A 12,353-nucleotide genomic window follows, 5' to 3' on the forward strand; every position below is an offset into this window, starting at 1 on the left:
CGCCCTTGAGGCGAGGGTCCACCAGACTGGGCGGGTCGCTCAATTATCCTAAAGCGCCAGTGCATCCTTCAGCGCCAGACCTTCCTTCATGCGAAGGTCGAGATCGGCTTCGATGTGATCGAGGTGCTGCAGCATCAGCGCCCGGGCCTTTGCCGCATCCTTCGCCTCCAATGCATCGAGCAGGTCGGCATGATCGTTGTGGCCACAGCTTGAAACGCCCGAGCGCCCGTAGAGCGCAATAACCAGCGACGAGCGGGCAACCAGCTCGTCCATGAATTTCTCGAGAATGGCATTGCCGGCAAGCGAGGCCAGCATCAGGTGAAAATCGCCTGATGCCTTGATTTCCGCGCGTCTGGCGTTCGGGCCGCGCTCATGCTGGTGGCGGCTCTCCTGAACAAGATGCTCTCTCAGCTGCTTCACCGCCGCAGGCGTGATCTTGTCGATTGCGGCGTCCAGAACGCCGGGCTCGATCAGCCGGCGCGAAGCAAAAACCTGCCGCGCTTCGTCCGGTGTGGGATTGGAGACAAAAGCGCCGCGGTTGCGCTCGGCCTTGACCAGCCCTTCGTAAGCCAGCATCTGAAGAGCCGCCCGCACCACCGTGCGGCTGACATCGAACAGCGTTCCCACTTCCGATTCCGACAGTTTCGTTCCCGGTGCAAGCCGTCTGTCGACAATCGCATCGCGCAACGTATCTCGAATAGCCTGGGCACGATCTTCGTGGGATGAATCGGAATTGACGGTTATATGGGCAAGGCTCATGGACGTGTCCTGTTTGAACTTGAGTTCTAGCGCGAAGCGCGGCCTGCGCAAACAGGAATTGCGAGCTGCCGCCAGCCCGCCACAATTCATTCAGCGCCCGTTCAGCAGGGCGGCTATATTTCTTTAACCATCGAATTTGCAACTGGCAGCGCCCTGCCATCCGGATGGAAGAAGACCATGTCGTCCTTTGCAGCTAAAACCGTTCTGGCTATCGCCGTCGCCGCCGCCACCATCGTGCCCTTCAACAGCGCATCCGCCGATGACTGGGGCCGCCGCGACCGTCGCGATGCCGCCATTCTGGGTGGCGTGCTTGGCCTTGCCGCCGGTGTCGCCGTCGGTTCCGCCCTCTCCCGCCCGGCACCGGTGGACGACGAGCGCGTCTACATAGATGAGCCGCCGCGCCGTTATCAGGCCTATGAGCCAAGCTATGTCTACGAAGAGCCGGACTACCGTTATTACCGGGCAGCGCCGCAGCCGGTTTACCGCCCGGCACCCGTTTACCGCGCCCAACCGGTCTACGACAGCCGCCCGGTCTATAACCAGCGCCAGACCTATCGCACCATCGAGCCGTGGACCAACGCCTGGTACGACTATTGCTCGCAGCGTTACAGAAGCTTCAACACCCGCACCGGCACTTACACGGATTATGACGGTCAGCGTCATTTCTGCGTAGCGGGCTGATCGGGAAAGCGGGTGCCGGCAGAAGCAACAGCCGAAAGCCTTCAGCGCAAATGCTGGCGACGCGCTAGAATTTCTTCTCCGTCATCCTCGCCCCTGAGGCGAAGATCCACACTTCCGAGCGCCGATGGATCCTCGCCTCAAGAGCGAGGATGACGCCCGGTTTGGGGAAGCGCAGCTCAAAGCGTCACGGCTCTTTTCACGCCCCACCGTTCTTCACATAATCCGCCCGGTTGATGCCGTGGCGTTGCAGCTTGTCGTAAAAGGTCTTGCGGGCAATGCCGAGCGTTGCGATGGTTTCCGCTACATCGCCGTTCGACTGAACCAGAGTTTCGCGAATGATCTGCGCCTCGATCTCGTCCATCCGCTCCGGGAGAGTGCCGGAAGCCAGAGTGGTCGATTGCGAAACAGGCGTGGCGGCCGCTTCCGTCTCCAGACCCAGCACCACCCTTTCAGCGAAATGCCCGAGTTCACGCACATTGCCCGGCCAGTCGTGGTCGTTGAGGCGGCGGGAAACGCCGGCACTGATTTGCGGCACCGGCATGTTGAAACGGTTGGCGGCCTTGGTGACGAAGTGCGAAAACAAAAGCGGAATATCCGCCTTGCGTTCGCGCAGCGGCGGTATCGACAGCGTCACCACGTTCAGCCGGTAATAGAGGTCCTCGCGAAACGTGCCGCGCTCGGCCGGATCACCCAGATCGACCTTGGCCGCCGCCACCACACGAATATCGACCGGCCGCTCCTCGTTGGAACCAAGCGGGGAGACCTCGCGCATTTCCAGAACGCGCAGCATCTTCACCTGCACGGCAAGCGGCATGCTTTCGATCTCGTCCAGAAACAGCGTGCCGCCGCTTGAATGTTCGATGCGCCCGACGCGTTTTTTCTGGGCGCCGGTGAAAGCCCCGGCTCATGGCCGAAAAGCTCGCTTTCGATCACCGTTTCCGGCAGCGCACCGCAATTCAGCGCCACGAAATTGCCCTTTGAGCGTTTCTTGCTCCAACGGTGAAGCGCTGTTGCCACCACTTCCTTGCCGCTGCCCGTCTCTCCTGCCACCAGCACATCCACATCCGTATCGGCAATGTGCCGCAACGTGGTACGCAGGCGCTCCATGGCCGGCGTCTGGCCGATCAGCGGCAGGTCGTCTTCCGCCTGCCCCGCCGCCCGGCGAAGCGCACGATTTTCCAGCACGAGACGGCGCTTTTCCAACGCCCGGCGGGCGCTCTCCACCATGCGTTCGGCGGGAAAAGGCTTTGCGATGAAATCATAGGCGCCATTGTGAAGCGCATCGACCGCCATCGGCACATCGCCGTGGCCGGTGATGAGAATGACCGGCAGATCGGCATCGATCTTGCGGACATGGTCGAAGAACTCAAGCCCGGTCATGCCGGGCATGCGCACATCGGTTATGACGACGCCATCGAAATCCTCGTTCAGGGCCGCCAGCGCCTGCTCGGCACGGGAAAAGGAAGTGACCGGCAATCCGTCGAGTTCCAGCGTCTGCACCATCGCCTTGCGCAGCTGGGAGTCGTCGTCGACCAGGAATATGGTTCCATCCACCGTCATGTCATGCTCGCTTCAGATATACGGAAAAACACGTGCCCGCCGTGCCGCTCTCCACCTCGATATGCCCGCCATAGTCGGAAGCGATATCGTTGGAGATGACGAGGCCAAGGCCAAGGCCGCTTTCCTTGGAGGTGTTGAAGGGCGAAAAAAGCTGGGCACGGATTGCTTCGGGAATACCCGTGCCATTGTCGCTGACCGAAAGCACGACCATGTCACCTTCGTCGCGCACACGCACTTCGACACGGGCCGCCTCAATCGCTTCAGTGGCTTCCAGCGCGTTTTGCAGAAGATTGATGAGGATTTGCTCGAGCCGGATACGGCTGCCGAGCACCTTCAGCTCCTGATCCGGCAGCACGATATTCAGTGCATCCATCTGGCCGGAAAAACGGCTGCGCAACAGCATGACCGCGCCCTCTATGACCAGTCTGACACTGACAGGCTCAGCAGCGGTGCGCCCCTTGCGGGCCAATATCTTCAGGTCACCGGTAATCGTGCCAATACGATCGGTCAGCGCCGCGATGTTTTCGAGGTTTTCGGTGGCTTCCGACATGCGGTCACGTTTGAGCAGGGTGCGGGCATTGTCGGCAAAGGCGCGGATGGTCGCGACCGGTTGGTTGATCTCATGCGCCACGCCCGCCGCCACCTGCCCCAGAATGGAGAGGCGGTTGGCCTGCACCAACTCGTGCTGCACATTGCGCAACTCACCCGTGGTCTTTTCGTGCAGGGCGATTTCGGCCTGCAGATGGTCGCGGGTCTTCGTCAGGTCGCGGGTCCGCTCCTGCACCTTCATTTCCAGCTCGGTGCGGGCGCGCTGCTCCTCTTCCTTTTCCTTTAGCGCCTTATGCCTGCGCCACAGCCAGAGAGCCGAAAGCGGCATCAGCGTCGCCAGCGCCACCACCCTGCCCTCGCGAATGGCGGCGTTCAGCGCCGGCGCTACCGGCTGCAGATAATGCAGGGTCCAGGACGTCGTCGGCACCGGTGTTTCCAGCCGCAGATAATCGCCGCGCTCGCGGCCGGGTTCGTCAACGTGGATGAGTGGTGTTCCATCCTGCGGCGACCGTCCCGCCCGGAATGGTAATAATGAAAGCGCCTCATTGCCAAATTGCAGGCTCTCGGAAATGGTTTTCCGCTGCGCCTCGTCAATGGGTGTGACGGTCTTGAAGCGCCATTCCGGCACGCTCGTCATCAGCACCACGCCGTTCCTGTCGACCACATAGACCGGCTTTCCGCCGATATTCCAATCCGCTTCCAGCCGATTGAACTCCACCTTGGCGATAACGACACCGAGCGGCCGCCCATCGGCGGCATCGATGCGGCGGGAGATGTAAAGACCCGGCCGGCGGCTGACATTGCCAAGCGCATAATGTTCGGACATGCCGGTCTTCATCGCCGCCTGAAAATATTCCCGGAATGCATAATTGGAGCCCACGAAACTATCGGCCTGCCGCCAGTTGCTGGAGGCAATGGTCAAGCCGGTCGGTCCGGTCACATAGATTACCGAGGATTGCGTGCCCTCGATCAGCCCTTCCAGCTTGCGGTTCAACCGGTCGAGGGCGGCAGGGCCACCGCCGTCCAATGCGGTTGCAAGATCGGGATCACCCGACAGAACCAGCGGAATGGCGCGCGGCCGCTCCAGCGCGACATTCAGAAGCGCAATCTTCAGTTCCGCATCGGTGGAAGCCTCGGACGCGGCGGTGCGCATTGCCTGGTTTCGCGCAAACTCATCGGCCACCAGCAAAATACCCAGACTGACGAGCAGCCACAGGCCGGCCAGCGCCAGCCATTGCGCTCGCCGTTTCGCTTGGGAATGAGGTGCCAGATCTTGATAGCTCATGCATTAATTGTGCGGATTTACACACAGACCGCAAGGGATTTTGTCCGGAATTCCGCACAAATGGCTGTGAGTCGGGGAAGCATCAATAAAAAGTACTTTTCAAATCAGTCAGTTACGCCAAATAAGCAAGTCTGGCATGCGTATTGCAGATGACTCCTCAATCGGCGCGAAGCCGTCAACGTCACGGCGATCCCGGGAGGCCAATAAAGGCAGGGTGAGGCCGAGGAGGAAAAAACATGATCGATACGACAGCCGTGGCCGCAGGCCACGCCAAACTGCCATTTTACAAGCACCTGTATTTCCAGGTTCTGGTGGCCATTATCGCCGGTATCGCGCTTGGCCATTTTTATCCCGCCTTCGGCGAAGAGCTGAAGCCGCTCGGCGACGGTTTCATCCGTCTCGTCAAGATGATTATCGCTCCCGTCATCTTCCTCACCGTCGCAACCGGCATTGCCGGCATGAACGACATGAAGAAGGTCGGACGCGTGGCCGGCAAGGCCATGATCTACTTCCTGGTATTCTCCACCCTCGCGCTCATTGTCGGCCTCATCGTCGCCAACACCGTGCAGCCGGGCGCCGGCATGAACATCGATCCTTCCACGCTGGACGCCAAGGCCGTCGCGACCTATGCCGACAAGGCCCATGAGCAGACCATCACCGGCTTCCTGATGAACATCATCCCGACCACCATCGTCGGTGCATTCGCGAGCGGTGACATTCTGCAGGTGCTGTTCTTCTCGGTTCTGTTCGGTATCGCGCTCGGCATCGTTGGTGAAAAGGGCAAGCCCGTCACCGATTTCATGCATGCCCTGATGTATCCGATCTTCAAGCTGGTCGCCATCCTGATGAAGGCCGCCCCCATCGGCGCTTTCGGCGCCATGGCGTTTACCATCGGCAAATACGGCATCTCGTCCGTCACCAACCTCGCCATGCTGATCGGCACCTTCTACGTCACGTCCTTCCTGTTCGTGTTCGTGGTGCTCGGCGCGGTCTGCCGTTATAACGGCTTCTCCATCGTCGCGCTTATCCGCTACATCAAGGAAGAACTGCTTCTGGTTCTCGGCACCTCGTCTTCCGAAGCCGCCCTGCCGGGCCTGATGAGCAAAATGGAAAAGGCCGGCTGCAAGCGCTCCGTCGTCGGCCTCGTCATTCCCACCGGTTATTCCTTCAACCTTGACGGCACCAACATCTACATGACGCTGGCGGCCCTCTTCATCGCGCAGGCGACCGGCATCCACCTCTCCTTCGGCGAACAGATCCTGCTGCTGCTGGTGGCCATGCTCTCCTCCAAGGGTGCTGCCGGCATCACCGGCGCGGGCTTCATCACGCTCGCCGCAACGCTCTCCGTCGTGCCTTCCGTTCCGGTCGCCGGCATGGCGCTGATCCTCGGCATCGACCGCTTCATGTCGGAATGCCGCGCCCTCACCAACTTCGTCGGCAATGCGGTCGCCACCATCGTCGTTGCCCGTTGGGAAGGCGAACTGGATCAGGACCAGCTTGCCCGCGTCCTGAGCGGCAAGGAAGAATTCACCGGCATCGCCGATGTGGATCAGCTTCCGGCTTCGGTTCAGCCCGCCGAATAATACGACCTCCCAAGGTCCGGCCTGTCCCGGTTTGTCCGGGCAGGCTCTCGCATGAAGGCCGGCGCATCGGGATCGATGTTCCGGCCTTTCATCGTTCAAAACCACCTGCGTACCGAAAACGGTTTTTATAAGCTTTACGATGTTGTAGAGCCGAATAGGAAGAACGAATGCGAAGAACGGAGTAGGCCCGCATGAAGAACCTGTTTCTGGCCTGGCAATTCTGGGCACTGCTATCGGCGGCTTTCGCTGCATTGACCGCGATTTTCGCGAAGATCGGCATAGAAAACGTCAATTCCGATTTCGCCACCTTCGTCCGCACCATCGTCATCCTCGCCGCTGCCGGCCTGATGGTTTATGTCACAGGCAACTGGCAGCATCCCTCCACCATTTCGGCACGGACCTGGATCTTTCTCGTACTTTCCGGTCTGGCGACCGGCGCCTCGTGGATATGTTACTTCCGGGCGTTGAAAATCGGCGACGCCGCCCGCGTCGCCCCCATAGACAAGCTCAGCGTCGTCTTCGTCGCCGTCTTCGCGGTTCTGTTTCTGGGGGAAAAGCTGTCGCTGCCTAACTGGCTGGGCGTGGTGCTGATCGCGTGCGGCGCGGTGCTTGTGGCATACCGGGGATAAGGTGAGCTAGCAGCGAATGTCCCGGCCGGACGAACCGGCCGGGAGATTCGCAAAGTCATCAGGCGCGCGCCGCCGCAACCTTGTCCAGACCACGCTTCACACCGGCAAACAGGTCGTCAAGCTGCTCGGCCGTGATGATAAGCGGCGGGCAGAAGCAGATGGATTCGCCGATCGGACGGGTGATAACGCCCTCGTCCTCAATGGCAGCCGCGATGGCAAGCGTCGCATCGCCAGGCTTCGTGCCCTCCCATGGCTTTATCTCCAGCGCGCCGAGAAGGCCGACGCCGCGCGAGGAGTGCACCAGCGAGTGACCGGCAAGCGCCTTCAGATGATCGAGGAACTTGCCTTCCAGCCTCGCGACATTGCCGACCAGATCGCGCTCCTGAATGATCTTCAGGTTCTCCAGGCCTACGGCCGTCGCAACCGGGTGGCCGGAGGCGGTGTAACCATGGCCGAAGGAACCAATCCGATCGGACTCATCGGCAATCGGCTGGTAGAAACTGTCATTCATGATGATCGCCGAAAGCGGCATGTAGGATGAGGATATCTGCTTGGAAACGACAAGCACATCAGGCTTGATCCCATAGGTCTCGCAGGCGAACATCTTTCCGGTGCGGCCGAAACCACAGATCACCTCGTCCACGACAAGCAGAATGTCGTATTTCTTCAGGATTGCCTGTACGCCTTCCCAATAACCTTCGGGTGGCAGAAGAACGCCACCGGCACCCATCACCGGCTCACCCCAGAAGGCTGCGACGGTTTCGGGTCCTTCTCTGAGGATCAGATCTTCGAGTTCCTTCAGGATACGCGCGGTAAAATCCGCCTCGCTTTCGCCGTCCCTGCCGAAATGCACATAGGAAGGGCAGGCCGTATGCAGCATGCGGTCCAGCGGCAGGTCGAAGCTTTCATGGTTGCGCGGCAGGCCGGTGATCGAGGCGGATGCAATCGTCACGCCATGATAGCCCTTGATGCGGCCAATGATCTTCTTCTTCTCCTTTTTGCCAAGCGCATTGGAGCGATACCACACCATCTTGGCGACGAGATCATTCGCCTCGGACCCCGAAGACGTGAAGTGCACCTTCGACATCGGCACCGGCGAAAGCTCGATCAGCAACTCGGCAAGATCGACGGATGGGCCGTGCGTCTTGTAGGAAAAGGTATGGTAATAGGGCAGCTTCTGCATCTGCTTTGTCGCCGCGTCCACCAGCCGCTGTTCGCCGAAGCCAAGCGCCACCGACCATAGCCCCGCCATTGCCTCGATATAGCGCTTGCCGCTGCTATCGGTCACATAGATACCGTCGCCGCTTTCGATCACCAGACCGCCGGTCTTCTCGAATTTGCGCAGGTTGACGTTCGGATGCATCTGGTAGGCGATATCGCGTGCCTCGACGGAATTTGGCAGGATGGTCATGGATAAAGGCTCCGTTTCGGTTGGATGGGCTGAAGCGTCAGACGTGCTGGCCGCCATTGATGAGAATTTCCGCGCCGTTGATGTAGCTCGACTGCTCCGAGCACAGGAAATAGATGGTCTGCGCCACCTCCGCCGTGGTGCCGAGCCGCCCGAGCGGCACCTGCGCCTCCACCAGTTCGGCGGTTCCGGGGGAAAGGATGGCGGTGTTGATTTCGCCGGGCGCAATGGCGTTGGCGCGCACGCCGCGCGGGCCGAATTCATGCGCCAGCTCCCGCGTCAGCGCCGCAAGCGCTGCCTTCGATGTCGCATAGGCGACCCCTGCAAAAGGGTGCACCCGTGAACCGACAATGGATGTGACGTTGACGATACAGCCTTTGGCCGCTTCGAGTTCCGGCAAAAGTGCGCGGGCAAGCAGCGCCGTGGAGACGAGATTGACGTTGAGCACCCGTGTCCACATCTCGGCCGTGGTATCTGCAACGCCGAGACGGCTGCCGCCTTCACCCTTCGGCGAGATACCGGCATTGTTAACGAGAGCGGCAAGCTTTCCTTCCGGCAGGCGCGAGCGCACTTCGTCGGCGAGGTCATCAATGCGGGACAGGTCCTCGAGATCGGCCTGGATGTGGCTCTCCCGTGCCGAAGGCCAGCGGCATTCCTCCGAAAAGGGCTGCCGCGATACGGTGAGAATTCTCCAGCCCTTCTCCTGAAACAGCTTGACCGTGGCATGCCCTATTCCGCGGCTGGCACCGGTCAGAAGCATATAAGGAACAGCCATATGAGAACTCCCGTGCCATGTGCACCGTTGAGCCGATCGCACATTCGACCCGCATGTTAGAGTGCTGCCACCGGCTGACAAGGGCTTTTTTGTCGCGGCCGGGTGATGGCGGAAAAGGCCACGGGCTAATCCCATTTGATGCAGGCCTTTCACCCGAAGGGAATATTTGAAGCCGGCCATTTGCCCATAAAATGAAACCTCCCGAATCTGTGATCTGTATTGGGAGGGGGCAAGAATGCGTATCGACATCATCGACACCGACGCCGGCTTCGAGGCGATCCGGTCAAACTGGGAAGCGGTGTTCATGGCCGATCCCCATTCCCGGCATTTCCTGTCCTGGGGCTGGCTGCGGGATTACATGCCGCGCCGCAAGCGCTGGTTCATCCTGGCGCTCAGGGAACGCCCCGAAGGCTCGCCCTATGTGGCGTTTTTTCCGCTGCGCATCGTCACTGAACCGGACAAGAAAACCGGCCGCTTCCACGACAGCATCGTCATGGCCGGCAATGCAGCGGCGGACTACACCGGCTTCATCACCCTGCCGGAATATGAAAATCACGCGGTTGCCGGTTTCTGTTCGTTTATTCGGCAGCAGAACTGGACCGAACTCAAGCTCGACTATCTCTCCGGCCCGCCGGAACGGCGCGATGCGATGATCCGCGCACTTCAGGGGCCACTCGTCATGTTCCGCGACAACATGCCGACCAACCCCTACAACATCAACAATTGCATCTGCCCGGTCGTGGCCCTGCCGGATACCTTCGACGGCTATCTCGACAGCCATATGAGCAGCCAGACACGTCAGAAGCTGCGGCGTTTCATGAGGAAGGTGGAAGGCGGTGACGAATATCGCATCACTTTCGCGACGCGCGAAACGATCAAGCGGGACATGGATATCCTGTTCGATTTCTGGCGCATCCGCTGGGCGCCCCACAAGGGCAAGGAGCGCACGGAACTCCTGATCGGCGCGACGCGGCAAATGCTGATGGATGTCTATATTCGCGGCGATCTGGAAGTACCGGTCCTCTGGTTCGGAGACCAGCCGCTCGGGGCGCTCGCCAACATCATCGACCGGCAGAAAATGTCGGTGCTGTTCTACATCACCGGCCGCGACGAGAACTGGAAGACCCCTTCACCCGGCCTCGTGCTGCACGGGCACTGCATTCGCAGGGCGATCGAGCAGGGTTTCAAGACCTATGATTTCCTGCGCGGCAACGAGCCATATAAATATTTCTTCGGACCGGAGGAGCACAAGCTCAGCTGCACGCTGTTCCGCACCCGCTCCGGCGACAATCTCGGCGGCACGCTCCACCCGCGCAGCATACGCTTCGTCTATCAGGAGGGCCTAAAGCTTTACAAGATGGGCAAGAAGGCGGCCGCCAACATCGCTTTTTCCCAGGTGCTGGCGGCAGCACCCGACCATCTCGGCGCGCAATTCGGGCTGGCCAATCTGACATTCGACCGGGGCGAATTTCGGGAAGCGGAAATCGCCTTCCTCGGGCTTCTCGGCAGCGGTCAGGACCCGGTTCTCCTGTGGCTGCGCATCGGCGAGGCCCGGCTGGCGCAGCAACAATATAATGAAGCCTCTGAGGCCTTCCGTCAGGTGACCAATCGCGCTCCCTTCCACCGCGAGGCGCTCTATAAATGCGCCGTCGCCCTCATTGCCGCCGAAAGAACGGTGGAAGGTGCGGAAATCCTCGACAGGCTGCAGCATTATCATTCGGACGACGCCGCCCATCTGGAATATGCCGAAAAGGCGCGCACAGCACTTGCCCGGCTGGACCTGCCGAAGGCGAAGGTCCCGGTTCCGGCCGATGTCATCACGCTGGTAGCCAAGCCGAAAACAACGGGCAAACGCTGGCACCCGCCAAAGGTTTTGCATTGAAGACAATGATCTGTAAGTTGCGGCAGGAAACCCCGGCCGGACGACTTGCAAGGATTTTATATGTTTCTGACCAACAGGGATATGCTCGACCTCATTGAGCTGCGTCACGATCTGCACCGTCATCCGGAAATTTCCGGCGAAGAGAAGGAAACCGCGCGGCGCATCCGCAATTTCCTTGAGCAGGCAAAACCGGACCGGATTGTTGCCGATCTCGGCGGCCACGGCGTCGCAGCGGTCTATGACAGCGGAAAAAGCGGTCCGGCGATCCTGATCCGCTCGGAACTCGACGCTCTGCCCATCCAGGAAAAAAGCGAGGCCGAATATCGCTCAAGCGTCGATGGCAAGGGACATCTTTGCGGCCATGACGGCCATTCGACCATTCTGACGGCGCTGGCGCTTGGCCTTTCAAGACAGCGTCCGCAGACCGGCAGCGTCATCCTTCTCTACCAGCCGGCGGAAGAAACCGGTGCAGGTGCGGCCGCCGTCATCGCCGATCCCCGCTTCGAGGAGATTAAGCCGGACTATTCCTTCTCGCTGCACAATCTTCCCGGCCTGCCATTCGGCCATGTCAGCGTGGTGGAAGGGCCGGTCAACTGCGCCTCGCGCGGCATTAAAATCCGCCTGTCCGGCAAGACCGCGCATGCTTCTTCCCCGGAGCACGGCGTCTCCCCCATGCGGGCAATATCAGAACTGATGCCTGCACTGACCGATCTCGGCTCCGGCTTTCCGCCGCAGCCCGATTTTTCCATGGTGACGATCACCCATGCCACGATGGGTGAAGCCGCCTTCGGCATTTCCCCGGCGGATGCGGAAATCTGGGCAACGCTCAGGACACTGACCGACGACCGGATGGAGAAGCTCTGCGCGGATGCGGAATTGCTGGCGAAAAAGCTCGCGCACGAACGGAATCTGAGCCTCGACATCAGCTATGACGATATTTTCCTCCATTGCGAGAATGCACCGGAAGCCGTCGCCCATATCCTGCAGGCGCTGGTGGAAGAGAAAGTTTCAAGCAGCTCGGAAGGTCTGCCCATGCGGGCCTCCGAGGATTTCGGCCGCTTCCGAGCCGTCTCATCATCGGCCATGTTCTTTTTGGGCGCAGGCAGGGATTACCCCAACCTGCACAATCCCGACTATGACTTTCCGGACGGGCTGATCGACATCGGCGCACGCATCTTCATGCGCATCATCCGCAACCTTACAGACGCGACATAAGCGGCGACCACTCTTTGGCCACCGCCA

9 protein-coding genes and 1 pseudogene are annotated in these 12,353 nt (G+C 60.3%); 5 read left to right on the plus strand and 5 right to left on the minus strand.

The window, feature by feature from the left end:
- Positions 1-48: 48 nt before the first annotated feature.
- Positions 49-759: a GntR family transcriptional regulator gene (locus tag G3A56_RS18205; protein ID WP_082186079.1), complete on the minus strand. Its 711-nt coding sequence runs from the start codon at positions 757-759 to the stop codon at positions 49-51.
- A gap of 177 nt (positions 760-936) precedes the next feature.
- Here G3A56_RS18205 and G3A56_RS18210 point away from each other — a divergent pair, with 177 nt between their 5' ends.
- On the plus strand, positions 937-1,440 hold the full coding sequence (locus G3A56_RS18210) for a BA14K family protein (RefSeq protein ID WP_082185763.1): 504 nt from the start codon (positions 937-939) through the stop codon (positions 1,438-1,440).
- A 196-nt stretch (positions 1,441-1,636) separates the two neighbouring features.
- Here the strand turns inward: G3A56_RS18210 and G3A56_RS18215 are convergent.
- Both G3A56_RS18215 and G3A56_RS18220 read right to left on the minus strand, forming a co-directional pair.
- Positions 1,637-3,000 (minus strand): annotated as a pseudogene (locus tag G3A56_RS18215) (sigma-54-dependent transcriptional regulator).
- A gap of 1 nt (position 3,001) precedes the next feature.
- Positions 3,002-4,834 (minus strand): sensor histidine kinase, encoded by a 1,833-nt coding sequence (locus G3A56_RS18220; protein WP_164056766.1) that lies wholly within the window; start codon positions 4,832-4,834, stop codon positions 3,002-3,004.
- Between the two features lie 236 nt (positions 4,835-5,070).
- Between G3A56_RS18220 and G3A56_RS18225 the strand changes: the two genes are divergently transcribed.
- Complete coding sequence (locus tag G3A56_RS18225; protein WP_035220882.1) at positions 5,071-6,417, plus strand: dicarboxylate/amino acid:cation symporter; 1,347 nt, start codon at positions 5,071-5,073, stop codon at positions 6,415-6,417.
- 191 nt (positions 6,418-6,608) lie between these two features.
- Entirely contained in the window at positions 6,609-7,046 is a 438-nt protein-coding gene (locus G3A56_RS18230) for an EamA family transporter (RefSeq protein ID WP_082185761.1), read from the plus strand.
- Between the two features lie 58 nt (positions 7,047-7,104).
- Here the strand turns inward: G3A56_RS18230 and G3A56_RS18235 are convergent, their stop codons facing one another.
- Together G3A56_RS18235 and G3A56_RS18240 are read right to left on the minus strand one after the other, a co-directional pair.
- Entirely contained in the window at positions 7,105-8,457 is a 1,353-nt protein-coding gene (locus G3A56_RS18235; protein WP_082186077.1) for an aspartate aminotransferase family protein, read from the minus strand.
- 37 nt (positions 8,458-8,494) lie between these two features.
- Entirely contained in the window at positions 8,495-9,229 is a 735-nt protein-coding gene (locus tag G3A56_RS18240; RefSeq protein ID WP_164056767.1) for an SDR family NAD(P)-dependent oxidoreductase, read from the minus strand.
- Between the two features lie 235 nt (positions 9,230-9,464).
- Between G3A56_RS18240 and G3A56_RS18245 the strand changes: the two genes are divergently transcribed.
- Positions 9,465-11,111, plus strand: coding sequence for a GNAT family N-acetyltransferase (locus G3A56_RS18245; protein WP_082185760.1), 1,647 nt, complete (start codon positions 9,465-9,467; stop codon positions 11,109-11,111).
- Between the two features lie 60 nt (positions 11,112-11,171).
- On the plus strand, positions 11,172-12,326 hold the full coding sequence (locus G3A56_RS18250) for an amidohydrolase (RefSeq protein ID WP_082185759.1): 1,155 nt from the start codon (positions 11,172-11,174) through the stop codon (positions 12,324-12,326).
- The last annotated feature ends 27 nt before the right edge of the window (positions 12,327-12,353 follow it).

It is taken from the genome of Rhizobium oryzihabitans (assembly GCF_010669145.1).
Lineage (GTDB): Bacteria > Pseudomonadota > Alphaproteobacteria > Rhizobiales > Rhizobiaceae > Agrobacterium > Agrobacterium oryzihabitans.